The organism is Noviherbaspirillum sp. L7-7A (assembly GCF_019052805.1).
In the GTDB taxonomy this organism is placed as follows: domain Bacteria; phylum Pseudomonadota; class Gammaproteobacteria; order Burkholderiales; family Burkholderiaceae_D; genus Noviherbaspirillum_A.
Map to the genome: position 1 here is coordinate 3,099,968 of NZ_JAHQRJ010000001.1, position 23,374 is coordinate 3,123,341.

26 protein-coding genes are annotated in these 23,374 nt (G+C 66.4%); 13 read left to right on the plus strand and 13 right to left on the minus strand.

Annotated features, from left to right (window positions below; all coding sequences use genetic code 11):
• Nucleotides 1-16: 16 nt before the first annotated feature.
• A complete protein-coding gene (locus KTQ42_RS14080; RefSeq protein WP_217346068.1) occupies nt 17-619 on the plus strand; it encodes a tRNA-uridine aminocarboxypropyltransferase in 603 nt (200 codons plus the stop codon).
• Here the strand turns inward: KTQ42_RS14080 and KTQ42_RS14085 are convergent.
• Nucleotides 616-1,275, minus strand: coding sequence for an HD domain-containing protein (locus KTQ42_RS14085; protein WP_217346069.1), 660 nt, complete (start codon nt 1,273-1,275; stop codon nt 616-618). The genes KTQ42_RS14080 and KTQ42_RS14085 overlap by 4 nt on opposite strands.
• A gap of 196 nt (nt 1,276-1,471) precedes the next feature.
• Between KTQ42_RS14085 and KTQ42_RS14090 the strand changes: the two genes are divergently transcribed.
• Nucleotides 1,472-2,626: a hypothetical protein gene (locus tag KTQ42_RS14090; RefSeq protein WP_217346070.1), complete on the plus strand. Its 1,155-nt coding sequence runs from the start codon at nt 1,472-1,474 to the stop codon at nt 2,624-2,626.
• 7 nt (nt 2,627-2,633) lie between these two features.
• On the opposite strand, the gene KTQ42_RS14095 is transcribed toward KTQ42_RS14090, so the two are convergent.
• The 3 genes from KTQ42_RS14095 to KTQ42_RS14105 all read right to left on the minus strand — a co-directional run bounded on the left by KTQ42_RS14095 (nt 2,634) and on the right by KTQ42_RS14105 (nt 4,944).
• Entirely contained in the window at nt 2,634-3,008 is a 375-nt protein-coding gene (locus KTQ42_RS14095) for a type II toxin-antitoxin system VapC family toxin (protein WP_217346071.1), read from the minus strand.
• Entirely contained in the window at nt 3,002-3,217 is a 216-nt protein-coding gene (locus tag KTQ42_RS14100) for a ribbon-helix-helix domain-containing protein (RefSeq protein ID WP_217346072.1), read from the minus strand. The genes KTQ42_RS14095 and KTQ42_RS14100 overlap by 7 nt, the downstream gene beginning before the upstream one ends.
• A gap of 140 nt (nt 3,218-3,357) precedes the next feature.
• Nucleotides 3,358-4,944 (minus strand): glucan biosynthesis protein D, encoded by a 1,587-nt coding sequence (locus tag KTQ42_RS14105; protein WP_217346073.1) that lies wholly within the window; start codon nt 4,942-4,944, stop codon nt 3,358-3,360.
• A gap of 32 nt (nt 4,945-4,976) precedes the next feature.
• Here KTQ42_RS14105 and KTQ42_RS14110 point away from each other — a divergent pair, with 32 nt between their 5' ends.
• A complete protein-coding gene (locus KTQ42_RS14110; protein WP_217346074.1) occupies nt 4,977-5,147 on the plus strand; it encodes a hypothetical protein in 171 nt (56 codons plus the stop codon).
• A gap of 8 nt (nt 5,148-5,155) precedes the next feature.
• Here KTQ42_RS14110 and KTQ42_RS14115 read toward each other — a convergent pair whose 3' ends face one another.
• Complete coding sequence (locus KTQ42_RS14115; protein WP_217346075.1) at nt 5,156-5,881, minus strand: HAD-IA family hydrolase; 726 nt, start codon at nt 5,879-5,881, stop codon at nt 5,156-5,158.
• A gap of 48 nt (nt 5,882-5,929) precedes the next feature.
• The gene (gene argB / locus KTQ42_RS14120) at nt 5,930-6,829 is read right to left on the minus strand and encodes an acetylglutamate kinase (protein ID WP_217346076.1); all 900 of its coding nucleotides are present in this window, start codon (nt 6,827-6,829) and stop codon (nt 5,930-5,932) included.
• A 158-nt stretch (nt 6,830-6,987) separates the two neighbouring features.
• On the opposite strand from argB, the gene KTQ42_RS14125 reads away from it, so the two are divergent.
• Entirely contained in the window at nt 6,988-7,173 is a 186-nt protein-coding gene (locus tag KTQ42_RS14125) for a cysteine-rich CWC family protein (RefSeq protein WP_217346077.1), read from the plus strand.
• Nucleotides 7,174-7,559: 386 nt separating this feature from the next.
• Complete coding sequence (locus KTQ42_RS14130) at nt 7,560-9,053, plus strand: ankyrin repeat domain-containing protein (RefSeq protein WP_217346078.1); 1,494 nt, start codon at nt 7,560-7,562, stop codon at nt 9,051-9,053.
• A 201-nt stretch (nt 9,054-9,254) separates the two neighbouring features.
• Here KTQ42_RS14130 and KTQ42_RS14135 read toward each other — a convergent pair whose 3' ends face one another.
• The 3 genes from KTQ42_RS14135 to KTQ42_RS14145 are packed head-to-tail and all read right to left on the minus strand — an operon-like array spanning nt 9,255 to nt 11,524.
• Complete coding sequence (locus tag KTQ42_RS14135) at nt 9,255-9,947, minus strand: SPOR domain-containing protein (protein ID WP_217346079.1); 693 nt, start codon at nt 9,945-9,947, stop codon at nt 9,255-9,257.
• Nucleotides 9,941-10,735, minus strand: a complete 795-nt coding sequence (locus KTQ42_RS14140; protein ID WP_217346080.1) for a type III pantothenate kinase — start codon at nt 10,733-10,735, stop codon at nt 9,941-9,943. Before KTQ42_RS14140 ends, KTQ42_RS14135 begins: the two co-directional genes overlap by 7 nt.
• Nucleotides 10,736-11,524: a biotin--[acetyl-CoA-carboxylase] ligase gene (locus tag KTQ42_RS14145; RefSeq protein ID WP_217346081.1), complete on the minus strand. Its 789-nt coding sequence runs from the start codon at nt 11,522-11,524 to the stop codon at nt 10,736-10,738.
• 173 nt (nt 11,525-11,697) lie between these two features.
• Here KTQ42_RS14145 and KTQ42_RS14150 point away from each other — a divergent pair, with 173 nt between their 5' ends.
• The 5 genes from KTQ42_RS14150 to KTQ42_RS14170 are packed head-to-tail and all read left to right on the plus strand — an operon-like array spanning nt 11,698 to nt 16,333.
• Nucleotides 11,698-12,804: an ABC transporter permease gene (locus tag KTQ42_RS14150; RefSeq protein ID WP_249222947.1), complete on the plus strand. Its 1,107-nt coding sequence runs from the start codon at nt 11,698-11,700 to the stop codon at nt 12,802-12,804.
• The gene (locus KTQ42_RS14155) at nt 12,804-13,625 is read left to right on the plus strand and encodes an ATP-binding cassette domain-containing protein (RefSeq protein ID WP_217346083.1); all 822 of its coding nucleotides are present in this window, start codon (nt 12,804-12,806) and stop codon (nt 13,623-13,625) included. Before KTQ42_RS14150 ends, KTQ42_RS14155 begins: the two co-directional genes overlap by 1 nt.
• Complete coding sequence (locus KTQ42_RS14160; RefSeq protein ID WP_217346084.1) at nt 13,615-14,532, plus strand: MlaD family protein; 918 nt, start codon at nt 13,615-13,617, stop codon at nt 14,530-14,532. Before KTQ42_RS14155 ends, KTQ42_RS14160 begins: the two co-directional genes overlap by 11 nt.
• 28 nt (nt 14,533-14,560) lie before the next feature.
• Complete coding sequence (locus KTQ42_RS14165) at nt 14,561-15,163, plus strand: ABC-type transport auxiliary lipoprotein family protein (protein ID WP_217346085.1); 603 nt, start codon at nt 14,561-14,563, stop codon at nt 15,161-15,163.
• A 12-nt stretch (nt 15,164-15,175) separates the two neighbouring features.
• Nucleotides 15,176-16,333: a VanZ family protein gene (locus KTQ42_RS14170; RefSeq protein WP_217346086.1), complete on the plus strand. Its 1,158-nt coding sequence runs from the start codon at nt 15,176-15,178 to the stop codon at nt 16,331-16,333.
• Here the strand turns inward: KTQ42_RS14170 and KTQ42_RS14175 are convergent.
• Nucleotides 16,330-16,557: a glycine zipper 2TM domain-containing protein gene (locus KTQ42_RS14175; protein ID WP_217346087.1), complete on the minus strand. Its 228-nt coding sequence runs from the start codon at nt 16,555-16,557 to the stop codon at nt 16,330-16,332. The two genes, KTQ42_RS14170 and KTQ42_RS14175, sit on opposite strands and share 4 nt — an antisense overlap.
• 233 nt (nt 16,558-16,790) lie before the next feature.
• A complete protein-coding gene (locus KTQ42_RS14180) occupies nt 16,791-18,461 on the minus strand; it encodes an AMP-binding protein (RefSeq protein ID WP_217346088.1) in 1,671 nt (556 codons plus the stop codon).
• Nucleotides 18,462-18,673: 212 nt separating this feature from the next.
• Here KTQ42_RS14180 and KTQ42_RS14185 point away from each other — a divergent pair, with 212 nt between their 5' ends.
• The 3 genes from KTQ42_RS14185 (at nt 18,674) to KTQ42_RS14195 (ending at nt 20,946) form a co-directional block, all read left to right on the plus strand.
• Nucleotides 18,674-19,000, plus strand: a complete 327-nt coding sequence (locus KTQ42_RS14185) for an NAD(P)H-dependent oxidoreductase subunit E (RefSeq protein ID WP_194713904.1) — start codon at nt 18,674-18,676, stop codon at nt 18,998-19,000.
• A gap of 7 nt (nt 19,001-19,007) precedes the next feature.
• A complete protein-coding gene (locus tag KTQ42_RS14190; protein WP_217346089.1) occupies nt 19,008-19,643 on the plus strand; it encodes an alpha/beta hydrolase in 636 nt (211 codons plus the stop codon).
• Nucleotides 19,644-19,797: 154 nt separating this feature from the next.
• The gene (locus tag KTQ42_RS14195) at nt 19,798-20,946 is read left to right on the plus strand and encodes a D-alanyl-D-alanine carboxypeptidase family protein (protein WP_217346090.1); all 1,149 of its coding nucleotides are present in this window, start codon (nt 19,798-19,800) and stop codon (nt 20,944-20,946) included.
• Nucleotides 20,947-21,158: 212 nt separating this feature from the next.
• On the opposite strand, the gene KTQ42_RS14200 is transcribed toward KTQ42_RS14195, so the two are convergent.
• Both KTQ42_RS14200 and KTQ42_RS14205 read right to left on the minus strand, forming a co-directional pair.
• Nucleotides 21,159-21,938, minus strand: a complete 780-nt coding sequence (locus tag KTQ42_RS14200; RefSeq protein ID WP_217346091.1) for a hypothetical protein — start codon at nt 21,936-21,938, stop codon at nt 21,159-21,161.
• Between the two features lie 62 nt (nt 21,939-22,000).
• Nucleotides 22,001-23,221, minus strand: a complete 1,221-nt coding sequence (locus tag KTQ42_RS14205) for a hypothetical protein (RefSeq protein WP_217346092.1) — start codon at nt 23,219-23,221, stop codon at nt 22,001-22,003.
• Nucleotides 23,222-23,374: the final 153 nt, after the last annotated feature.

A 23,374-nucleotide genomic window follows, 5' to 3' on the forward strand; every position in this document is an offset into this window, starting at 1 on the left:
CGGGCATCCCCCAGCCATGTCATCCGCGCCTTCCCGCCCCGTCTGCCTCACCTGCCTGCGCCCGGCGCGCGCCTGCATCTGCCCGTGGGCAGCGCCAACCGCCAACCAGGTGGGTGTACTCCTCTTGCAGCATCCGCTGGAAACCGGCCATGCCAAGAACAGCCTGGCCCTGCTGCGGCTCTCCCTGGCACGACATACCGTAGCCGTGGGCGAGGCATTCCCGCCCGACCAGCTGCAGTCGCTGCTCCATGGTGCCAAAGCCGGAAAGACCCAGCCAGTGCTGCTGTATCCCGGGGCACCGGACGCACCGTCCTATCTGCCCGACCCTGACGGCCCGCCGCCGCGGCTGGTGGTGCTGGACGCGACCTGGCGCAAGAGCCGCAAGATGCTGGCGCTGAACCCGGCGCTGCAGGCCCTGCCCCGGCTGCCGCTGTCGGCGCCGCCGCCATCGCAGTACCTGATCAGGAAGGCGCACAAGCCGGGGCAGCTGTCGACGCTGGAAGCGGTCTGCCATGCGCTGGCCCGGCTGGAGGGGAATGCGGCCCGCTACCGGCCGCTGCTGCGGGCCTTCGACGGCTTCGTCGCGCAGCAGCTGGCCTTCCGCGACAAGGCGGATTAACTCCCTGCCGCAGCCCCGCCCCACTCCTCGATAAACCGGTCGCGATATGCCCGCAGCCAGTCCAGGCGCTCGTTGGCCAGCGCCTGGCCGGCTGCGGTCTGCATGGTGGCCGGCAGGGTCGCCAGCTTGCATTCGATATGGTCGAGCGCATAGGCGCGGTCGTCCGGTTCGCGATGCATGGCGCCCGGATCGTCCGCATGCGCAAGCGCCGAGCCCATGCGGCCGGCGGTGTAGAACAGCCGCGCCAGGCCGATCGCGCCCAGCGCATCCAGACGGTCGGCATCCTGGACGATGCGCGCTTCCAGGGTGCGCGGCGCAATCGCCGCGGAAAAGCTGTGGGCCTCGATCGCATGCGCCACCGCCGCCAGCCGGTCCGGCGGAAAGCCGGCCTGCGACAGCTTTACCGTCGCCAGCGCGGCCGCCTGGCGCGAGGCGGCGCTGCGCTGCGGATGGTTTTTCGGCAGGTTCACCAGGTCATGCAGATAGCAGGCGGCCAGGACCACCAGGGCGTCGGCTTCAGGGGAACGGGCCAGCAGCCTGGCGGCGCTTTGCCAGACCCGGTGCAAGTGCTGCAGGTCATGGGCACCATCGTCGCCCGTGGCTGACTGGGCGATGGCCGCCAGCCGTGGCTGCCAGTATGTGATCAGGTCATTCATTGCATTCGGTAGTTGATCCGGATGCCGGCATGGTAAGGCAGGCCGTCGTTTTTCCTCTGCATTGTCGTGTCGTTTTTCAGCAAAAGTTTCTTTATTGCATTGCTGCATCGAAGCATTTCCCCTAGCCTGTCAACTTTCCTCAATGCACTTTTCCGGGCGCATGCGTGTCGTCTGGTGACTAATTCTTTCTTCTTTCATGCTCATTTCAAGACAAGAACGCAGCCTGCTGCCTTTCGTCACATTGCAGGGCGCAGTCGGCACCCTGTCCGGCTTCATCGGTTTTTTCCTGATGGGTGGCAGCCGCCATGAAGCAATGTTCGAATTCACTGCATTGCTGCTGACGGTGGCAATGATCGCCGCGGTGCTGGCCTATGGCCTCGGTCCGCGGCTGGGGCTGGGCGGCAAGACGCTGATGAAGCTGGGCTTTTTCCTGCCGGGCGTGGTGCTGTTGTCCGGCAACCAGACCGTATGGGCATTGTCGATTGCCTTTGGCGGCTTTCTCGGCCTGACCTGGAGCGCCCGCCACTGGCTGGAAATGCAACTGCTGTCGGACAGCCAGCGCGACGGCTACGCCTCGCATGCGGGCGCACTGGGCGTGGCCGGCGGCATCGTGGCCACGCTGGTGGCGACCATGCTGCTGGCCCAGACCGGCAACAGCGCCCGCCTGCTGTATGCGCTGTACGGCGCGGCCTGCCTGCTGGCCGCCTGGCGGCTCGGACGCGGCATGCCGGATGCGCCGCTGCAACCGCTGAAAGCGCCGTTCGCGCTGGTGAGGCAGCCGCAATTCCTGGCCTGCCTGCCGCTGTTTTTCCTCGAGTCGGGCCTGTTCGGCCTGGGCCAGGCGGTCACCTCGATCGGCGCCTCGCGCGCAATGGGCTCGGCCACCGCGCTGGGCTGGGTCGCCACCGTCGCCGGCCTGGCCGGCGGCGTGGGCCTCTACCTGTCGGCGAAGAAGCGCGATGTCGACAACCGCGGCTCCTGGCTCGGCGGCTCCTGCCTGGCCATGGCGATGGCCTTCCTGTTCCTGGCCGGCAGCGCCTGGCTGCCGGGCCTGTTCGTGGTCCACCTGATCGCCAAGGCCGCCGCCGGCCCCTTCCTGGGCGCCAGCGAGCATGTGCTGAACCAGCGCGCGCTGGATATCCACGGCGACCTTGGCGACCGCATCGTGGTGCGCGAGGTCACGCTCTGGGTACTGCGCATGGCCTCGCTGCTGGGTTTCTGGGCATTGTCGGTGACGATGTCGCCTTCCATGATGCTGGCGGTCGGCGCCGCGCTGATGGCGCTGGCAGTGGGGCTGGAATACCTGGTGGCGCAGGCCTGGTTCGGGGAAGGCGCGCGGCAGGCGGCGTGAGGGGGGATCAGGATTTCCCGAGCACGTAAGGGGTACGCACTTCACCCTCGACGCCTGACGGAAAATCCCTGGTGTTTCGGGTGATGAGCAGCCTGTGGCTGGTTCGGGCGCAAGCCAGGATGATGGCATCGGGCAGCTTGATTTTTCGGCCCTGGCGTATCCGGACCGCTTCCGCCGCAACATCGCTATCGATCGCCACCAGTCTGAACCCTGATAGAAAGGTCTTGATACGGCCGGCATCTTTTCCAGCGCCCACCATGACCTCCATCCAGGTGATCAGGCTAATGGCCTTGTCGTCATACAATGCGATTTCCTCTCTGGCTGCTTCGATGCCGTTCAGGAAATCAATCAGGATATTGGTATCGAAAAGAGCGCTTACCATTCCGAACGCATATCCTCCTGATACTGGACGCCATCGATGCCACGGTTCTTCCAGATGCCAAAAACATCGGCAGTAGAGGGCCGATGCTGGTCCACATAAGCGGCAACGGCACGTCGGATCACTTCGGCGCGCGGCAACTTTTCAGCAGCCGCGATCGCATTGAGTTCTTCCACACAAGGCTGTGGCAGGTCTACCAGGATGCGTGCCATCGTTTTCCCCATTTCAATGATATATGAAGTGTATATCAAAAAACCTGCACGCCGAGGGAATGCCGTCGCCGCGGCACCTGATCAAGTGATGGCAATGATGAGGCAACAGCCTTTTCCCCATCCCGGCCGCGCCGCGTCATTTATGCAAAACTCCGGTCCGTCGGCGGCGTCCACTGGTACAGCCAGGTCTCGGTCAGCGGCTGGCCATCCACTTCCAGATACAGCCGCAGGTTGACGGGCGCCTTGTCGGTGTCGGCCAGCTTCAGGTCGAACATGGCCCGGTATCCCTTCACCGAGTCCAGCGGCCGCGCCGAGGTGATTTCCACTGTGCCGTGGCTGGCCGTGATCACCGGCTTGACCACCGCCTTGCTGCTTAGAAGTCCCAGATCGCCGCCGGCGAAATCGATGGCGAAGCGCCAGGAGAAGTACTTGCGCTTCTGGCCGATCACGCCGCCGACGCCGGTACGCGTTGCGACCACGGTGGCGAGATTGGGCACGGCCGGCATCTTCGTGCCCCAGTGGAGGCGATAGCCAAACAGCAGTTCCTGGCCCGGCTGCGGCTTTTCTTCGGGGTTCCAGAAGGCGACGATGTTGTCGAAGGTTTCATCCACCGTCGGGATTTCCACCAGCTGTACCGAGCCCTTGCCCCAGCCCGCCTTGGGCTCGACCCACAGGCTGGGCCGGCGGTCGTAGAACACGCCGTCATCCTGGTAATGCTCGAAATTGCGGTCGCGCTGCAAGAGGCCGAAGCCGCGCGGATTGTTGTCGGCATAGGCGTTGAAGCGCAGCTGCGGCGGATTGGCCAGCGGCCGCCAGATCCATTCTCCGCTGCCGGTCCACATGGCCAGGCCGTCGCTGTCATGGATTTCCGGACGCCAGTCATTGGCCATGCGGCGGTCGTTCTCGCCGTACTGGTACATGCTTGTCAGCGGGCCGATGCCGAGCCGCTCGATGGCCTTCCTTGGATAGAGCGCGGCGTCGACATCCATCGCGGTGGTGGCGCCGGGCACGATCTCGAAGCGGTAGGCGCCGGCGACGCTGGGCGAATCGAGCAGCGCATAGACCACCAGCTTGCTCGAATCCTTGCCTGGCCGTTCCAGCCAGAAGTCGCGGAACATCGGGAATTCCTCCGGCCGCTCCATGCCGGTGTCGATCGCCAGGCCGCGCGCCGACAGGCCATACTGCCACTCGCCGCCCACCGCACGGAAATAGCTGGCGCCGAGGAAGGCGGTGATGTCTCGCGTGAGATCGGTATGGAAATTGACGCGGAAGCCGGCAAAGCCCAGGTCCCTGGGCAGTTCGCCGCCCTTCAGGCCGCTCTTGCCGTAGTTGAACATTTCCGGGTCATAGGCCAGTTCGCGGGCCATGCCGTCCACCACTTCATGGATCTGCACCGGCTGCTTGAAGAACAGGCCGAGGTGGAAGAACTTCACCTGGAAGCGCAGCTTGTCGTTGGCCCACAGCGCATGGTCGTCACGGTAGCCGATGGCCTGGTACTGGTCCCAGTCCAGCGCCGCCACCCGGGGCGGCAGCTGGTCGGTCACGGGCTTGTACGGCTGCTGCGCCATCTCGCGGGCGCGGCCCTTGAGCCAGGCGTAGTCGAAGGACTGGGCCTTGCCCAGGGTTTTGAGTCGGGTCGGGGTGTCGCTGGCGGCAGCGGGCCGGGGCAAATAAATGCCGGCCAGGGCCAGCGCGGCGGATGCCTTGAGCAGGTCACGACGATGCATGGAGCTCCTTTTCTGAAGAGGAATGGGGCGCAATGGCTGAATCGGATGCGGCGGCGACAGACACACATATGCTGCGCCGCAACGGCGAAGCCGACACTATACAAGAGGCCGGAGATACGGTTGAGCTTGCCGGAACCCCGGGCGGGATATGGTCAATGCCGCTACACGGCGTGTTGAAAGCCGGAAAAGCGCTTTCCTTTTGAACCTGTCCTCAGCGCAGGCGCCGCAAATGCCGCGGCAGTTGCATCACCGACCGAAGCTTCACATCCACATAGCCTGGCTTGCGCGTGTGCGCCAGCGCCCGGTGCGCGCTGCTGTGCTGGCGCTGGACTGCCTGCGCCGGCAGGTACTGGGTGATCCAGGCCGTGCGCATGCCGAGCTGGCGCGCGCCCTTCAGATGGCCGACCGTGTCTTCCACCAGCACGCAGCGGCCAGGCACCAGGCGGTTCCTGGCCATCAGCCTTTTGAGCATCAGCCGTGACGGCTTGGGCCGCAGCTGCCGGTGCACCGTCATCGCCTCGATCGGCACATGCTGGGCGAAATGGCGGTGCAGGCCGAGATGGCGCAGCACCTCCTGCGAATAGCGGCGCGGCGCATTCGTCAGCAGGATCTTCCTGCCCGGCAGCCGGGCCAGGAGCCTGCCCAGGCCGCGCTCGGCGCGGATCATGGCGGCGAGGTCGTCGAACTGGTGTGCCTCATGCAGGAAGTCGTCGACCCGCACCTGATGGTGGCGCACCATGCCCAGGAGCGTTGCGCCATAGCGCTGCCAGTAAGCCAGCCGCGCCGCGTTCACCGCCTCCGGCGTGGCCGCCATGCCGTTTCGTTCCAGCACCTTCGCGATATAGACATTCATGTTGGCGGTGATCGCCGGGAAGATCGCGTGCGACGCGTTGTGCAGGGTGTTGTCGAGGTCGAACAGCCAGGTCAGCTTGGGCATGAAATAAAAAAGCGCGGCAACGCCGCGCCTGTATCGGAAAACGCGTTATCAGTGCGAGCGGATCATGGTGCCGAAGGCCTGCTCGGTCAGCACTTCCAGCAGCAGCGAATGCTCGATGCGGCCGTCGACGATGTGAACCGTATTGACACCCGACTTGGCAGCGTCCAGCGCCGACGAGATCTTGGGCAGCATGCCGCCGGAGATGGTGCCGTCGTTGAACATCTCGTCGATCTCGCGCGCCGACAGGTCGGTCAGCAGATTGCCCTGCTTGTCCATCACGCCCGGGATGTTGGTCATCATGATCAGCTTTTCCGCATGCAGGATTTCCGCGATCTTGCCGGCCACGAGGTCGGCATTGATGTTGTAGGCCTGGCCGTCGGCGCCGAAGCCGATCGGCGAGATGATGGGAATGAAGGCATCGTCCTGCAGCGCCTTGACCACCGCCGGATTGATCGCCTCGATCTCGCCGACATAGCCGATGTCGAGGAACTGGCCGGGGTTCTCGCGGTCCGGCATCTGCATCTTGCGGGCGCGGATCAGGCCGCCGTCCTTGCCGGTCAGGCCCACCGCCTGGCCGCCGTAGTGATTGATCAGCATCACGATGTCCTGCTGCACCTCGCCGCCCAGCACCCACTCCACCACTTCCATGGTTTCCTCGTCGGTGATGCGCATGCCCTGCACGAAGGTGCCCTGCTTGCCGATCTTCTTCAGCGCATTGTCGATCTGCGGCCCGCCGCCATGCACCACCACCGGGTTCATGCCGACCAGCTTCAGCAGGATCACGTCGCGCGCGAAGCCGTGCTTCAGGCGCTCTTCGGTCATCGCATTGCCGCCGTACTTGACGACGATGGTCTTGCCGTGGAATTTGCGGATGTAGGGCAAGGCTTGCGCAAGAATCTCGGCCTTGATGCCGGATGACACCTGCGACAGGTCGGCGAAATCGGTCATGACTGTTCCAAATTGAGAGATGGGCGCGATTTTACAACGAAAGCCCAGGCGCCCCTGGCGGATTTTTCCGTAAAAAATGGCCGGATATCGGATAAATTGCAACAAGGCGTTTCAAGTCTGACAAGCAGGTTTTCCCGACCATTTTCAAAAGGATATCGATGAGCACATGCAGCCGTTGCGGCGCCGACTTTGAATGCGGCATGGTGGAGGCGCTGGACACCCCATGCTGGTGCACCGCGCTGCCGGCGCTGCCCGCTGACAGCCTGCCCGACGCCGACGACGGCCGCTGCCTTTGCCCTGCCTGCCTGAAGGCGTGGATGGAAGGCCTGGACGGGCCGGCATGAAGACTGGCGAAACGCGCGGCGCCCGGGGCGTGTGATCAATCTCGGGACGGGGATGCGAACTTCGTCGCCCCGGCCACGTCCGGCCGGTTCGGGCGAAGCTGCATCCTTCGGGGCGCTATAACAGGCGCCTGCCGGATGGGCCGGCCCCACGGTTGCCGGCGCAACCGGGCAGGGACTTCTGTTACACACGCCGGCCACTTCGATAAGCAATACGCACTTCGGATGCCCTCCCATTGCTGACGCGTGAAATGGCAACACGACGCAAGCAGGCCGTAGTCCACGTAATCCGATGAGATACGGAGCGCAGGCAAGAGACCTCACCGCATGCCTCGCCAACAACGGCCCGATGCCTTTCCCCATGCAGCCTGTCTCTTCAAGGAATCTTCATGTCCTGCCGCCAGACCACTACAAGCCGTTACCCGATTGTTTCGAATGCCGGCGCCATGGCCGCCGGCTATGCCATTGAAAGCAGCCACGCTTTCGCAGCCGACGCCATCTGCCGCCGGCCACTGCTGCACCCGGCCAGCCAGGAAGACGGCCGGCGCGCCGCCATTCGCCACTTCCTGAATACGCATGGTCGGCTGCTGCCGGCAACGTCCGTACCAAGTACCTCCCCTGGCCTGATCGAACGAACCGGGCAGACATGCACGGCCCTTGCCAGGGAAAGCATGCGCCAGGCCGGCATGCTGGTGGATAGGCTGTCACGGCTGGCAATGGCAATCGACGCAGGCTTGCGGTTTCCCACAGCGACAGCTGGCGCGCCAGACTGCGCGCAGCCGGCAAACGGCCAGCCATCCTGTTACCGGGATGGCGGCAGTGGGCCGGTCAATCAGGACGGCGCGGGCACAGGCGGCGTGTCGTTCAGATTTGATGCCGGCACCACTCGAACCGGCGTTTCAGCCTCCTCCGAATTGCAAACGGAACCCGGCAACAGGAAACAGGCACGCGCACCCTCAACCACGCCCGAAGGCGCCAGTCGGACCTTTTCCGTCGAATCCGCACTGGCTGTGCACGCCTATCACGGCGACCTGCGCCAGGTGGATGCGCTGTTGCAAGCCGGTGCGGATGTCAATGACGCCGACGCCAATCGAAACACGGCGCTGATCGTGGCCACCCGGATGGGACAGGCAAATGTCGTACGCCGCCTGCTGGAAGCTGGCGCGCGCGTCGATTCCGCCAACCATGAAGGCCTGACCGCGCTGCATATGGCAGTCCTGGCAGAGAATGTGGAGGTCGTCGGCATGCTGCTCAAAAAGGCGCCGCCATTGAACCAACTGGACCATTCTGGCTTCACGCCGCTTTCCCTCGCCGTCCAGAATGATCATCCCCGGCTTGTGCAGACCCTGCTTGCCGCCGGTGCCGATCCGAACATCGCGGTGTCGGGCGCCAGCAGTCTGAGCGGACTGACGCCCCTGCTGACCGCCGTGCTGCACAAGCAACATGAGATCGCCGGCCTGCTGCTCGACGCGGGCGCCGATGTGCATTACGCCACAGACAACGGGCGCAATGCGATTCGGTTTGCCGTGCAGAGGAAGGATCCGGAAATGGTCGACCGGTTGTCGCGTGCCGATGCCAACCCCTGCACCATACCGCCCGGAGAACAATCGGCCTTTCAGGAAGCGGTTGAATCCGGACACCATGACATGGTGGAGTCCATGCTGCGGCATGCGAAAAGCCACCCCTGCCCCCCGCTGCTGCTGATGGATGCGCTGCAGCGGGCTGTCTACCATGGAGACCTCGGGATGACGTCACTGCTGCTGGAACACGGTGCGCCCGCCGACCAGGAAGCGCAGACGGGCGCGCTGGGCCTCGCCATTCAGCTTGGACACGACAGCATCGCCGACCTGCTGCGCAAGCATGGCGCACGGCAAGCGGCGTGAAGACCCGACTAGGCCGGAAAGCCCTGACGCACGGTTACTTTGCCGGTGCGGTCGCAGGGACCTCACACTTCCCGACAGCGGCCGCGAGCATCGGCAAGGCATGAACGATGAAAGACGCAGTGACTGGGCAGTGCATCGGCGCTGCCTGCATCCGGGCATGCATGAATTTATTCGGCCTGAGCCAGCCGGGCTATTCCCCTCCTAGCCGCAGCCCTGCGCCTCCTGCCGCGGAAACTCCGCCCGCGCCCGGGTGATCTGCGCCTCGGCCGCCGCGTCCAGCCCGCGCAGCTGGATCGCGATGCGCGCCGGGCCGGTGCCGAACTGCTCCACCCGCGCGGTGCGCACGCCGCGCCGGCTCATCGCCGCCAGGTGCGACTGCGCCGCCTCCTCGCTGCGGAAGGTGCCCAGCGCGATGCCCCAGCGGCGCGCCGAATTGTCCTGGATGATGAAGGTGTCGGTAATGCCCAGCCGGCGCAGTTCCTCGGTCTTGGCGTCGGCCGCCTCGCGGCTGCCCTGCGGCGGAATCATCACCATGTAGCTCGATGGCGTCGGCACGTCGCGCCGGGAGACCCGGTCGGCCAGGCCCAGTTCGGCCATTCGCGCCTCGAAGCGGCCGGCTTCGGCGGCGGTGAAGCTGGCCAGCTCGACGCAGGCGGCTGCCGCGGCTGCCGTTGCCGCAGACGGCGCCGCAGCGGTGGCGACAGCTGCCACGGGTGCGGCCGGCGCGTCGGCAGCGGCGGCCGGCGCGCTGGCGGTCGCCGGCAGCAGCCGGATGCGGTCGGGGTAAAGCTGATTCTTCATGCGGGCCGGCTCATGCCCGGCCGGCTCGCCGCGCTCGATCACGAACATCGCCAGATTGGCCACCAGCAGCGCACCCAGAACGAATTTCAGCATGATGAATTCTGCTTCATCACCATGGTCTGCAGGCCGATCAGCACCAGGTTGTCGATCTGCACGCTGGGATGGTCCAGGTGCGGCGCCAGCATGCGCCCCGCGCCGCCGGACAGGATGCAGCGCACCTCGCGGTACTGCGCGGCATGCGCGGCCAGCGCCTGGCCGATGGCGCCGGTCTGGGCCGCCACGCAGCCGCTGATGATGGCGTCGGTGGTGTTGTCGGCAAAGGGCGTGACGATGTCGATCCTGGAATCGACCTGCGGCAGTTGCGCCGTGTTCTTCGCCAGCGAACTGGCCATCAGGCCCAGGCCCGGCAGGATCATGCCGCCCAGGAAAACCCCGTCCGGCGTGATCGCGTCCACCGTGGTGGCGGTGCCGCAGGTGGCGACGATCAGCGCCTCGCCCGGATACAGCGCATGCGCGCCGATGGCCGAGGCGAAGCGGTCGGCGCCCAGCTGCAGCGGATTGCGGTAGCCGTTGCGCACGCCCGCCAGCAGCGGCGCGGGGCGGAACCATTCGATGGCGATCGGCCGGGCGCCGAAGGCGCGCAGCAGCAGCTGGTCGAGCTTGTCGCGCATGCCTTCGCCGGCCACGTTGGACAGCACCACCCGCGCCACCTGGCGGCCGCGCCAGACTTCCACCAGCTGGCCCAGCGCATCGCGCTCGACCACGCCGGAGCAGATCCACTTGCCCAGTTCGTCGCGCGAAAAGCCGGTGCCGGCATAGGTGGCGGCGGTGGCAAGCGCCCATTTGACCCGGGTATTGCCGGCATCGATCAGCAGCAGCATTCAGGCCCCCGGATCCAGACGGCGCAACGACACGTCGCCGGACAGCACGGCGATCTGGCCGTCGGCGGTGTCGATCAGCAGCCGGCCGGCGTCGTCGATGCCCAGCGCAGTGCCCTGCTGGCGCACCTGCCCCTGGTCCAGCACCGCCACCGCCTCGCCGCGCCAGGCATGCAGCGCATTCCAGCGCGCAATGAAGGGCGCAAGGCCGGCGGCGTCGAAGTCGGCCAGCGCTTGCGCCAGGGCATTGAGCAGCGCCGCCAGCAGCGCCTCGCGGTCGATGGCTTGCGGCGGCAGCGCGGCCGCGGGCCTGTCGATGCGCGCCGCCAGCGCCGGCGGCAGCGCCAGGTTGATGCCGATCCCCACCACCGCCCAGACGCCCTCCGGCGCGGCGCTGGTCTCGATCAGCACGCCCGCCAGCTTCTGGCCATCGAGCAGCACGTCATTGGGCCATTTGAGTTGCGCCTGCACGCCGCTGTCGCGCAGCGCATCGGCAATCGCCACGCCGACCGCGAGCGGCAGGCCGACCAGCTGCGGCAACGCGCGATGGAATTTCCAGGCCAGGGAAAAGGTCAGGCTGGCCTCGGCGGCCGATTGCCAGGTTCTGCCGGAACGGCCGCGGCCCGCGGTCTGGTGCCCTGCCAGCAGCAGCACCGGGCCGGAAAGACGCGGCGCGCGCGCCAGCAGGTCGGCATTGGTCGATCCGGTTTCGGCAACGCATTCGAGCGCGACCAGGCGCGCCGGGCCGGTTGCGCGGGAAGCGAGTTGCTGCGGGGAGGGCAGGAAAGTCATGCAGCGCATTGTAACGGCAGGCGAGCGGCGGCGGAACCGGGAAGCGCTGGTGGAACCGGATGCGCCGGCGGCGCGGGCATGACGAAACCGGCCCGGTAACTTACACTGCGCCCATGCCAGCTTCGCAACCCCCGCTTTCCTCCCCCGTCATGCCCGCCTCGCCAGCCGCGCCGATGCTGCGGCTCGATGGCCTGCGCGCGGCCACGGTGGCCGCCAGCGGCGACTGGCAGGTGCAGGCGCTGGCACAGCCGGCCGCCATGGGCGCGCTGCGGGCGGCGCTGCGCCAGCTGCCGCAGCCGGCGGCGCTGGCCTGGGACCTGTCCGGCATCAGCGCGCTGGACCATATCGGCGCCCAGATGCTGTGGAATGCCTGGGGGCGGCGGCGTCCGGGCCGGCTGACGCTTGCGCCCGGCCAGGAGGAATTTTTCCGGCGCCTGGAACAGGCCGGCACGCTGGCGCTGCCGGCGGGCGATAGCCATCCCTGGTTCTCCATCGTCTCGCTGGCCGGCGCGGCGCGCCGCTTCGGCGGCCACCTGGCCGGCATGCTGGGCCTGGTCGGCCAGCTGGTGCTGGACCTGGGCCGCTTCGCGCGCCGGCCGCGGCACGGGCCATGGAAAGAACTCTCGGCCAATGTCTACCATATCGGCTACCAGGCGCTGGGCATCACCGCGCTGGTGGGCGTGCTGATCGGCGTGGTGCTGTCCTACCTGTCGGCGCAGCAGCTGCACACCTTCGGCGGCGACATCTACCTGGTCAACATCCTGGGCATGAGCATCATCCGCGAACTGGGCCCAATGCTGGCGGCGATCCTGGTAGCCGGCCGTTCCGGGTCGGCCATCACCGCGCAGCTGGGCGTGATGCGGGTCACCGAGGAACTCGACGCGATGCTGGTAATGGGCCTGCCGCACGGTTTCCGGCTGATCATGCCGCGGGTGCTGGCGCTGGCGCTGGTGATGCCGCTGCTGGTGGTCTGGACCGACGCCATGGCGCTGATTGGCGGCATGGCCGCGGCCAATATCCAGCTCGACATGGCGCCGGCCTATTTCATCCAGAAGCTGCCGAGCGCGGTGCCGATCGCCAATTACTGGATCGGCCTGGGCAAGGGCGTGGTGTTCGGCGGCCTGATCGCACTGGTGGCCTGCCATTTCGGCCTGCGCATCGAGCCCAATACCGAAAGCCTGGGCCAGGGCACCACCACCTCGGTGGTGACCGCCATCACGGTGGTGATCCTGGCCGACGCGGTGTTTGCCATCGTGTTCAACCGGGTAGGCTACTACTGATGGCGGCGTCCGATCAGGCTCATACCCATAGCCAGCCCGTAATCGACATCGACGGGCTGACCACCCGTTTCGGCGACGTGACCGTGCATGACAACCTTTCCATGGACGTGCGCGCCGGCGAGGTAGTCTCGCTGGTCGGCGGCTCCGGCTCCGGCAAGACCACGCTGCTGCGCCAGATCCTGGGCCTGGAACGGCCCAGCGCCGGCAGGGTGCAGGTGTTCGGCGTCAACATCCACCGGACAGACGGCGCCACCCTGCAGGCGCTGCGCAACCGCTGGGGCATGCTGTTCCAGCATGGCGCGCTGTTCTCGGCGATGTCGGCATTCGACAATGTCGCCCAGCCGATGCGCGAGCTGCGCGCGCTGCCGGAAGACCTGATCCGCGACGCCGCGCTGCTCAAGCTGCAGATGGTCGGCATCGCTGCGTCGCAGGCGGCGCGCATGCCGGCCGACCTGTCGGGCGGCATGGTCAAGCGTGTCGCGCTGGCGCGGGCGCTGGCGCTGGAGCCGGAACTGCTGTTCCTGGACGAGCCGACCGCGGGCCTCGACCCGGCGCTGTCGGAAGCCTTCGTCGACCTGATCGCCATGCTGCGCCGGGAAATGCGCCTGACCGTGGTGATGGTCACCCATGACCTCGACACGCTGCTGGCGCTGTCCTCCCGCATCGCGGTGCTGGCCGACCGGCGCCTGGTGGCCTTCGGCAGCGCCGACGAGGTGGTGCGCGTGGACCACCCCTTCATCCATGATTATTTCCTTGGCCAGCGCGGCCTGCGCGCGCTGCAGGGCATGCGCGACATGAAAGAGCATCACTATGGAAAATAAGTCGCACGCGATGATCGCGGGCCTGTTCACCATCGCCATGCTGGCGGCGGTCATCCTGGGCGCGGTCTGGCTCAACCGCGACCGCGAGGTGCGGGTGCCCTACCAGATCGCCACCCGGCTGTCGGTGCCGGGCCTGAATCCGCAGGCAACCGTGCGCTACCGCGGCCTCGACGTCGGCCGGGTCAGCCGCATCGGCTTCGACCCGCAGGTGCCGGGCCAGGTGCTGATCGACCTGAGCGTGCGGCCCGACACCCCGGTCACCCGCTCCACCTTCGCCACGCTCGGCTACCAGGGCGTGACCGGCCTGGCCTATGTGCAGCTCGACGACGACGGCAGCGACCCGGCCGGGGTGGAAAGCAGCGCAGCCCATGTGGCGCGCATCGAACTGCGGCCCAGCCTGCTCGACAGCCTGCAGAAGCGCGGCCTGGCGATCCTGCTGCAGACCGAGGAACTGACCAAGCGCATGAACGTGATGCTCAACCCGGACAACCAGCAGGCCATCCTGTCGACCATCACCAGGGTCGGCAATGCCGCGGCGGCGATCGAAGCGCTGCCGCGCCAGCTGGCGCCGACGCTGGAAGCGATGCCGGCGCTGATGGCCGAAGCGCAGCGCTCGCTGGCCTCGCTGGGCAAGCTGTCGCGCACCGCCGATACGCTTGCCGCCAGCCTGCAGGCGCCCGGCAATCCGGTCGCCAGGATCGGCGCGGCGGCCGACGATGTCAGCGTGCTGGCCAATCGCTTTGAGCGCGAGGTGCTGCCGCTGACCTCGGACATCCGCGGCTCGCTGCGGGTACTCAACCGCACCCTGAACAGCCTGAACGAGCGGCCGCAGAGCATCCTGTTCGGCGGCGCCGGCGTGCCGCCCGGGCCGGGCGAAGCCGGCTTCATCGCGCCGCCGGGCAACTGACATGCTTATGAAAACAGCACCACGAGCCATGACTTTTCCAACATCCCGCCTGATTGCCCTGCTGCTGGCCTGCATGCTGTTTGCCGGCTGCACCAGCATGAAGAAGCCGCAGCCCGGCCTGTTCGACCTCGGCCTGGCGCCGCCGGCGGCGGCGATCCCGGCCCTGCCGCCGCTGGCCCTGGCCGACATCGACACGCCGGAATGGCTGGACTCGCCGGCCATCTTCTATCGCCTGAACTATGCCAGCCAGCACCAGCCCAGGCCCTATGCCAACAGCCGCTGGAGCATGCCGCCGGCGCAGCTGTTCGCGCAGCGCCTGAAGTCGCGCATCGTGCAGGGCGGCGGCACCCTGCTGTCTGCTTCCGACGGCGCCGCCGGCGTGCCGGTGCTGCGCCTGGAAGCCGAGGAATTCAGCCAGGTCTTTACCAGCGCCGGCCAGAGCGCGGGCCTGGTGGCCATGCGGCTGTCGGTACTGGACGGCCGGCGCCTGCTGGGCCAGAAAAGCTTTTTGCGCCGCGCGCCGGCGCCCAGCGCCGATGTCGAAGGCGGCGTGGCCGCGCTGGCCGCCGCCAGCGACGCGGTGATCGACGACATGCTGCAATGGCTGGCCAGCCTCGGCCTGGCGCATTGAGCGGCCCGCTGCATGGCTGAGACAGACAACCAGGAACAGTCCGCAAGCGGCGACACCGGCTCGGTGTTTGCCCGCGGCGGCCTGCTGTTCTATGTATTCCTGATCGTCTATGCCAGCTGGTATCCGTTCTCGGGCTGGCGCAGCAATGGCCTGCCGCTGCTGGGCTTCCTGTCGGCGCCGCTGCCCTATTACTGGACCCGGTTCGACCTGCTGACCAACATCATCGGCTACATGCCGCTGGGCGTGCTGCTGGTGTTTTCAATGTATCCGCGGCTGCGCGGCATCTGGGCGGTGCTGCCGGCCTGCCTGCTCGGCGCGCTGCTGTCGGCCGGTCTGGAAGCCGGCCAGAACTTCCTGCCGAGCCGGGTGCCGTCCAATCTCGACCTCTTCACCAATGCCGCCGGCGTTGCCTTAGGCGCGCTGCTGGGCGCGCTGCTCACGCCGGCCTTCCTGGAGCAGAGCCGCCTGCTGGCCTTGCGCAGCCGCTGGTTCCTGGCCGAGGCCAGCCGCGGCCTGATCGTGCTGGGCCTGTGGCCGATGGCGCAAATCTATCCGCAGGCCTATCTGTTCGGCCATGGCCAGCTGCTGCCGATCCTTTCGGAATGGCTGTCGGAACTGTGGTCGGTGGATATCGACCTGGGCGCGCTGCTGCGGCGCGACGCCGAACTCAGCGCCGAGCAGTACTGGCTGTCGGAAACCATCATCACCGCCTGCGGCCTGACCGGCGCGCTGCTGACGCTGTTGTGCCTGACGCGCCGGCGCGCGCCGCGGCTGGCGCTGGCGGCGGCCCTGCTGCTGGCCGCGCTGGCCACCAAGACACTGGCCAGCGCGCTGCTGTTCTCGCCGGACAATGCCTTCGCCTGGATCACGCCCGGCGCCCAGGGCGGCCTCCTGATCGGCCTGATCATGCTGTCGGGCCTGGCGTTCGCGCCGCAGGTGGCGCAACGCCGGGTCGCGGCGCTGGCGCTGATCCTGAGCCTGGCGGTGGCCAATATCGCGCCGGACAATCCCTACTTCCTGTCCACGCTGCAGACCTGGGTGCAGGGCAAATTCCTGAACTTCAACGGCGCCGCGCAATTCCTGACGCTGGCCTGGCCCTTCATTACGCTGTGGTTCCTGTATCACCCGGTGCACCGGCGGAAAAAGCCGGCGCCGGATGCAGCGTCCTAACGCCGACGCCCGGTATTGACCTGGTTGCCGATAAAGCCGCCCACCGCCGCGCCGCCCACGGTGCCGATCGCCGAGCCGCCGGTCAGCACCGAACCGGCCACGCCGCCGATGCCGGCGCCGATGACCGTGTTCTTGTCGCGATGGGACATGTTGGCGCAGCCGGTGGTGGCCAGCGTGGCGGCGAGCAGGACGGCGGCGGAAAGCGGTCGGAGGGTGATGCGCATGGAAAAACCTTTGGGTCGGAGGGTTGCACGAACCGCCGCGCCCGATCGGGCGCGGCGGCAGTCATCGTTGCCAAAGGATAATTGCAAGGGCCGATTGCCGGCCAGAACAGTTGTAATTTGTTACACCCTGGCAGCAGCCTGCTGACCTCCGCTCTTGCCCCGCTGCCGTATCCGAGCGGCGGCATCGCGCTCACTTGTCCGCCATTGGTGCGCCGGCCAGAAGCAGTCCAGGCCTACGCGCAGTCCTCTTCCCTGAACTCGCCCTCGCGCCGCTGCGAGCGCCCTTCTTCCTGCCGCCGCAAATCCACCCGCCGGATCTTGCCCGAGATGGTCTTGGGCAGTTCGGCGAACTCGATCAGGCGGATGCGCTTGTAGGCCGCCAGCTTTTCCCGGGCATAGCGGAAGATGGATGCGGCCGTGGCCTGGTCGGGCGCATGGCCGGCGCGCAGCGTGATGTAGGCCTTGGGCACCGACAGCCGCAGCGCATCCGGGCTGGGCACCACGGCCGCTTCCAGCACGGCTTCATGCTCGATCATCACGCTTTCCAGTTCGAACGGGCTGATGCGGTAGTCCGAGGCCTTGAACACATCGTCATTGCGGCCGACGTAGAAGTAGTAGCCGTCGGCGTCGCGCCGGGCGATGTCGCCGGTGTGGTAGAAGCCGCCGCGCATCACGTCGGCGCTCTTGGCCGGGTCTCCTTCATAGCCCAGCATCAGCCCCTGCGGCCGTTCGGCAAGGTCGATGCAGATCTCGCCTTCGTCGGCCGGCTGGTCGTCCGCATCCAGCAGCGCGATGCGGTAGCCCGGCAGCGGCCGTCCCATCGAGCCGGGCTTGATCGGCTGGCCGGGTGGATTGCCGATCTGCGCCGTGGTTTCCGACTGGCCGAAGCCGTCGCGTATGCGCAGGCCCCAGGCCCGTTCCACCTGCTCGATCACTTCCGGATTGAGCGGCTCGCCGGCGCCGACCAGTTCGCGCAGCGGCACCTTGAAGGCGGCCAGGTCTTCCTGGATCAGCATGCGCCAGACGGTCGGCGGCGCGCACAGCGAGGTCACGCCGCAGCGGCAGATCACATCGAGCACCTCCTTAGCATTGAAGCGGGCGTAGTTGTAGACGAACACCGTGGCGCCCGCGTTCCAGGGCGCGAAGAAGCAGCTCCAGGCATGCTTGGCCCAGCCGGGCGAGCTGATGTTCCAGTGCAGGCCGCCGCGCTCCAGCCCGATCCAGTACATCGTCGACAGATGGCCGACCGGATAGCTCTGGTGGCTGTGCAGCACCAGCTTGGGCCGCGAGGTGGTGCCGGAGGTGAAGTAGAGCAGCAGCGGATCGCTGGCGAGGGTGTCGCCGTCCGGCGCGAAGGCGGCCGGCGCGCCGGCGGCGTCGGCCAGGTCATGCCAGCCCGGCACCTTGCCGCCCACGGCAATGCGGGTATGGCTGCCGGCCATGCCCTCGAACTTCGCGGCCTCGGACGACTGCGCCACCACATGCCGGATCGCGCCGCGCTGCAGCCGGTCGGCCAGGTCGTCGCCCGACACCAGCATCGTGGTCGGCACCATCACCGCGCCCAGCTTGATGCAGGCCAGCATCAGCTCCCAGAGCTCCACCCGGTTGGGCAGCATCAGCAGCACCCGGTCGCCGCGCGCCACGCCCAGGCCGCGCAGGTAATTGGCCGTGCGGCTGGAGCGCGCGGCCATTTCGGCATGGGAGATCTTCTGCTGCGAGCCATCCTCCTCCACCACCCACAGCGCCGGTGCATGGTTGTCGCTCGCCTGGCGGTCGAAGAAGTCGAGCGCCCAGTTGAAGCGGTCCAGCGCTGGGGCGCGGAAGTCGCGCCAGGCAGTGTCGTAGTCGGTGCGATGGCGCTGCAGGAAGTCGCGCGCGGCGAGGAATGCGTCGGAAGCATGCATGGATTCACCTTGTCTCGGAGATGAAGAATGGAAGGCGCGGCTTGTCAGGTCTTATTGTCTTGTTGCCGGGTCTTGCCGCGCCCTGAGCACCGATTCTGCCACGACATGGCCGCAACGGATTGCGCAAGCTGGCATCGACGCCGCGCCTGCAAGCCCCTGCCCCGCGGTGTATCATCCCCCTTCCGCAGAGCAGTCCACCGAATCGAATCCCCATGAGCGACCAAGCTGAAAAACCCTATTACGAAAAGCATGTCTTCTTTTGCATGAATGCCCGCGAGGACGGACGCCCCTGCTGCGCCGATCGCGGCGCGCAGTCGGCGCAGGAGCATGCCAAGCGCCGCATCAAGAAGCTGGACATGAACGGCCAGGGCAAGATCCGCATCAACAAGGCCGGCTGCCTGGACCGCTGCGAGGAAGGCCCGGTGCTGGTGGTCTATCCGCAGGGCACCTGGTACACCTTCGTCGACAACAGCGATATCGACGAGATCATCGACTCCGACCTGATCGGCGGCAAGGTGGTCGAACGCCTGAAGATCTGAGCCCGCCATGAATGCCCATACCCAGCCCTTCACCATTGCCGGCAGCGTCGGCACGATCGAGTGCGCGCTCGACCTGCCCGACAGCGCGCAGTTCCCGTCGCCGCGCGGCATTGCGCTGGTGGCGCATCCGCATCCGCTGTATGGCGGCACCATGGACAACAAGGTCGCGCAGACCCTGGCCCGCGCCTTCGTCGCATTGGGCTATGCCACGGCCCGCATGAACTTCCGCGGCGTCGGCGCATCCGCCGGCGTGCATGACGCAGGCGCCGGCGAGACCGACGACATGGCGTTGCTGCTGGCCCATATGCGCCAGCGCTTTCCCGGCCTGCCGGCGGCGCTGTCGGGCTTTTCCTTCGGCACCTTCGTCCAGGCGCAGCTGCAGCAACGCCTGCAGGAACAGGGCGAGCCGGCCGAGCGCCTGGTGCTGGTGGGCGCGGCCGCCGGCAAGTGGGCCATGCCCGACATCCCGGCCGACACCATCCTCATCCATGGCGAGCAGGACGACACCATCCCGCTGCCGGCGGTGCTGGACTGGGCCCGTCCGCAGGACATCCCGGTGATCGTGATTCCCGGCGCCGACCATTTTTTCCATCGCAAGCTCCAGCACATCAAGAACCTGGTGACGGCGATGTGGCACAGATAGGCGCCTGTCTCAGGCAAAGTCAGGCAAAGCGCCTGCATGCAGGCATTTGCAAGGCCAAAGCGGATTTGGCGCGCCCAATCCGCTCTATAATGCGAACCTTCGTTTTCAACCGCTCGCGCTGCCAGTCCGGCGCGTTGTCATCCTGTCCAACTCCATGAAAAAGATTCTCGCGGCGCTTGCCGCTTCCGTCCTGACCCTCTCCGCCGCGGTCGCCCAGACCATGCCCGCGCCCACCGTGGCCGCCCGCTCCTACCTGCTGCTCGACGCCACCAGCGGCCAGGTGCTGGCCGCCCAGGAGCCCGACCTGCGCATCGAGCCGGCCTCGCTGACCAAGATCATGACCGCCTACCTGGTGTTCAAGGCGATCGAGGACAAGAAGCTCACGCTCGACCAGATGGTCAATGTGTCGGTGAAGGCCTGGAAGGTGTCGGGCGACAGCTCCAAGATGTTCATCGAGCCGGCCACGCCGGTGTCGATCAAGGACCTGCTGTACGGCCTGATCGTCCAGTCCGGCAACGACGCCGCGGTGGCGCTGGCCGAAGCAGTGGCGGGCACCGAGGATGCCTTCGCGGTGCTGATGAACCGCGAAGCCGAGCGCATGGGCCTGAAGTCCACCCGCTTCGCCAATGCGGCCGGCATGCCCAGCCCGGACAACTATTCCACCGCGGGCGACCTGTCGGTGCTGGCTGCGCGCCTGATCCGGGACTACCCGGAGATGTACAAGATCTATTCGACCAAGAGCTTCACCTACAACAAGATCACCCAGCCCAACCGCAACCGCCTGCTGTGGCTGGACCCGACCGTGGACGGCATGAAGACCGGCCACACCCAGGCCGCCGGCTACTGCCTGATCGCGTCCTCGCATCGTCCCAACGGCACCAGCGGCGAGCGCCGCCTGGTGTCGGTGGTGCTGGGCACCCGGTCCGACTCGGTGCGGGCGCAGGAAAGCCAGAAGCTGCTGAACTGGGGCTTCCTGAACTTCGACACGGTCAAGCTGTACGCCAAGGGCCAGGCAGTGGCCACGCCGGAAGTCTGGAAAGGCTCGCAGAAGGAAGTCAAGCTGGGCTTCGACCGCGACATGTACGTGACCGTGCCCAAGGGCACGGCCGACAAGATGAAGCCGGTGGTCGAACGCAAGGACCCGCTGGTGGCGCCGATTGCCCAGAACAGCCGGGTCGGCACGCTGAAGATGGTCGCCGACGGCAAGACTATCACCGAGGCGCCGCTCCTGGCGCTGGAACAGGTGAACGAGGCCAGCATCTTCGGCCGGGCCTGGGATTCGGTACGGCTGATGATGAAGTGATGCGGTGATGGCTTGGGCGGCTTGCCTGGGCTTCTTCGAATCAAGCAAGGCCCTGGCGACAGAGAATGTCGCCAGGGCCTTTTTCATGAAGAGCGGTACCTCTTGACTTTCGCCCGCAAACAGAGGCGGAGCAGGCCACCGGCGACTTTTAGGGCATCAAGTGTGGAGGATCACCTCTTTCCTGCCTGGCCGGCTTGGCATCGGAACTAGGCTCAGAACCGGTAAAGCACAGCCAGCCGCATGCTGGTCAAGGCATGCTCCGGCTGGGCGACTGTTCCCGCATGGCGGCCGTTCCTGCCCAGCGCCGCATCCGCACTGCGTCCCACCTTCCACCAGTCCAGTCCGGCACGCAGTTCCAGCGACGGCCACGCGGCAGGCTGCCAGCCAAGGCCCAGCCGCATGCCATGGGCGGGGCGGGTGTCGAACGAGACATCGTCGAACTGGCCCGAAAACCCGACCCGGAGCTTTTCCGGCGCGGCAAGCAGCAATGCGGCGCCAGCCATCACTTCGCCATGCGTGGTCGGAAACCGTGCGTCCAGCCCGAGCAGCGCGCGGCGCGACAGCGTGCGCTCCTGCAGTCCCAGCACTTGGCCCACGCCCCGGATGTCACGCCGCCAGCGCTCGAACTCGAAGGCCAGCGAGGCGCTCAGCATGGCATTGACCGCATAGGTAATCCCGGCGCCCGATTGCGTCAGTGCGGTGTCGGTGCGGCTGTCCACCGGGGCGCCGGACTGGGTCTGACCGCGATAGCCAATGTCATGCTGATAATGCGACGCCTGCGCCGATAGCGTCCAGTCGCCGCTCCGGTAAGCCAGGCGGCCTTCCACACCGGGCAGCCAGCCTTGCTCCCGCACGATGCGGCGGCCGGCGGCATCGTATTCGTTGAGGGTAAATTGCCTGGCCGCGACGCCCAATGCGGGCGTCCACTGGGCACGGGCCGATGGAGCCAGGGCGCCGGCGGCCAGCATTGCCGCAATGGTTTTGAAAAGCATGTCGATGCCGGAAAAAGAACGGCAGGCCGCCGGCCTGCCGCATGGGTTTGGGATTTCAGGCCTCAGAACGCTTTCTCGAATTCAGGCCAGGGCATCGTCTGGCTCTCGGTGATCACGCCGTCACCCCTGGCGCTCAGGTCAAGCCGTACGCTGGCCGCATCGACTGCCGTGATGGTTACGCTCGAGGCGGCACCGGTCACCAGTATCGAACCGGATACCGGGTTGTCGCCGGCCCCGTAAACAAGTGGCGTGATGGTTTTAACCCCGACATACAAATCCCTGAACGAAGGCGAACTCGTGCTGAGCATGTAGTTCCTGCTGGCAGTGCGTCCGGTGGTCGTGGCAACGGCGCTGGATTCGAATCCAAGCATGGTATGGTCCATCACGAGCGCACCATCCCTTTCCAATCTGGTCCTGAAGGAGTCGCCCGACAGCACGACTGTGATATCGCCTGTGCTGGACTGGTCATACCTTGCCGTCATGTCGCCGTCCATCAGCGCCTTCTCGGTTTCGCTCGCCAGCGACAGGCTGGTGAATCGATACTGCATCACGCTATGCGGTGCGCCATTCAGGGCAGAGGCGGCACTGCCTTCCTTCAAGGTCAGCATCAAACCGCCATTGATCTTCATGCCGGATACGCCGCAGTTGCTCGCTTCCAAGGTAGCGACGTCGCCCGGCTGCATGCTGTCGAGGGAATCGGCGGAAATGCTCACCTTCATCGTGCCGCCGCCCGGGCAGGAAGCCGACTGCACAACCGCCGTCACGGTGGAAGGCCGGTTGCCGACAAGCTGGCGCAGCACATCCGTGGCCAGTTCTGCCAGTCCAGGGACCTTCGTGTCGATGCTGACACCCGAGAGAAGCATGGCACTGGTTTGGGTAAGGCCTGTCATGCTTTCCGGCCCCAGGTAGGCATGCGCCGCTGTCCTGACATAATTGCTCTGGTCAATCACGCTCTGGACCGCCGGCAGGCTTTTTGGTGTGCTTGCGCTGTCGCCAGAACTGGAACTGGAACTAGCGCTGGAGCCGGAACCGGACCCACCGCCACCACAAGCAGCCACAGAAAGTGTCAGAAAAAGAACTGCGCTGTAGAGCATGGAACGATGATGATTTTTCATGTCAGGGTCCGCAATGATGGATGAGGAAAGTAGGCAGGCTTGCGCCATCGGAAGACCTGTGGTGCCTGAACCTGGCAGCCAGCAGGCAGGCAGCCAGGCGCCGTAGGTTCGGTTGAGTGTGCCTTTGATGCCAGAACTATTAAGCACAAAAAACTCATCTTGTAACAATGTTGCCTCTTTGCTTGGACCGGGACGCTGTTGTTCCTGCCGCAGGTCCCATCACTCCCGCTCCGCTATAATTCGCTCCCGTGTACCTTGCCGGCTGGCACGTGGTCATGCCGAATCCGCATCAACTGCCCGGCGCGCGCATGCAAGAATCTG

What these genes read in the sequence shown, in the direction of transcription:
- KTQ42_RS14080 (WP_217346068.1), top strand. Translation starts at nt 17, where the DNA reads ATGTCATCCGCGCCTTCCCGCCCCGTCTGCCTCACCTGCCTGCGCCCG.
- KTQ42_RS14085 (WP_217346069.1), bottom strand. Translation starts at nt 1,275, where the DNA reads ATGAATGACCTGATCACATACTGGCAGCCACGGCTGGCGGCCATCGCC.
- KTQ42_RS14090 (WP_217346070.1), top strand. Translation starts at nt 1,472, where the DNA reads ATGCTCATTTCAAGACAAGAACGCAGCCTGCTGCCTTTCGTCACATTG.
- KTQ42_RS14095 (WP_217346071.1), bottom strand. Translation starts at nt 3,008, where the DNA reads ATGGTAAGCGCTCTTTTCGATACCAATATCCTGATTGATTTCCTGAAC.
- KTQ42_RS14100 (WP_217346072.1), bottom strand. Translation starts at nt 3,217, where the DNA reads ATGGCACGCATCCTGGTAGACCTGCCACAGCCTTGTGTGGAAGAACTC.
- KTQ42_RS14105 (WP_217346073.1), bottom strand. Translation starts at nt 4,944, where the DNA reads ATGCATCGTCGTGACCTGCTCAAGGCATCCGCCGCGCTGGCCCTGGCC.
- KTQ42_RS14110 (WP_217346074.1), top strand. Translation starts at nt 4,977, where the DNA reads ATGGCTGAATCGGATGCGGCGGCGACAGACACACATATGCTGCGCCGC.
- KTQ42_RS14115 (WP_217346075.1), bottom strand. Translation starts at nt 5,881, where the DNA reads ATGCCCAAGCTGACCTGGCTGTTCGACCTCGACAACACCCTGCACAAC.
- argB (WP_217346076.1), bottom strand. Translation starts at nt 6,829, where the DNA reads ATGACCGATTTCGCCGACCTGTCGCAGGTGTCATCCGGCATCAAGGCC.
- KTQ42_RS14125 (WP_217346077.1), top strand. Translation starts at nt 6,988, where the DNA reads ATGAGCACATGCAGCCGTTGCGGCGCCGACTTTGAATGCGGCATGGTG.
- KTQ42_RS14130 (WP_217346078.1), top strand. Translation starts at nt 7,560, where the DNA reads ATGTCCTGCCGCCAGACCACTACAAGCCGTTACCCGATTGTTTCGAAT.
- KTQ42_RS14135 (WP_217346079.1), bottom strand. Translation starts at nt 9,947, where the DNA reads ATGCTGAAATTCGTTCTGGGTGCGCTGCTGGTGGCCAATCTGGCGATG.
- KTQ42_RS14140 (WP_217346080.1), bottom strand. Translation starts at nt 10,735, where the DNA reads ATGCTGCTGCTGATCGATGCCGGCAATACCCGGGTCAAATGGGCGCTT.
- KTQ42_RS14145 (WP_217346081.1), bottom strand. Translation starts at nt 11,524, where the DNA reads ATGACTTTCCTGCCCTCCCCGCAGCAACTCGCTTCCCGCGCAACCGGC.
- KTQ42_RS14150 (WP_249222947.1), top strand. Translation starts at nt 11,698, where the DNA reads ATGCTGCGGCTCGATGGCCTGCGCGCGGCCACGGTGGCCGCCAGCGGC.
- KTQ42_RS14155 (WP_217346083.1), top strand. Translation starts at nt 12,804, where the DNA reads ATGGCGGCGTCCGATCAGGCTCATACCCATAGCCAGCCCGTAATCGAC.
- KTQ42_RS14160 (WP_217346084.1), top strand. Translation starts at nt 13,615, where the DNA reads ATGGAAAATAAGTCGCACGCGATGATCGCGGGCCTGTTCACCATCGCC.
- KTQ42_RS14165 (WP_217346085.1), top strand. Translation starts at nt 14,561, where the DNA reads ATGACTTTTCCAACATCCCGCCTGATTGCCCTGCTGCTGGCCTGCATG.
- KTQ42_RS14170 (WP_217346086.1), top strand. Translation starts at nt 15,176, where the DNA reads ATGGCTGAGACAGACAACCAGGAACAGTCCGCAAGCGGCGACACCGGC.
- KTQ42_RS14175 (WP_217346087.1), bottom strand. Translation starts at nt 16,557, where the DNA reads ATGCGCATCACCCTCCGACCGCTTTCCGCCGCCGTCCTGCTCGCCGCC.
- KTQ42_RS14180 (WP_217346088.1), bottom strand. Translation starts at nt 18,461, where the DNA reads ATGCATGCTTCCGACGCATTCCTCGCCGCGCGCGACTTCCTGCAGCGC.
- KTQ42_RS14185 (WP_194713904.1), top strand. Translation starts at nt 18,674, where the DNA reads ATGAGCGACCAAGCTGAAAAACCCTATTACGAAAAGCATGTCTTCTTT.
- KTQ42_RS14190 (WP_217346089.1), top strand. Translation starts at nt 19,008, where the DNA reads ATGAATGCCCATACCCAGCCCTTCACCATTGCCGGCAGCGTCGGCACG.
- KTQ42_RS14195 (WP_217346090.1), top strand. Translation starts at nt 19,798, where the DNA reads ATGAAAAAGATTCTCGCGGCGCTTGCCGCTTCCGTCCTGACCCTCTCC.
- KTQ42_RS14200 (WP_217346091.1), bottom strand. Translation starts at nt 21,938, where the DNA reads ATGCTTTTCAAAACCATTGCGGCAATGCTGGCCGCCGGCGCCCTGGCT.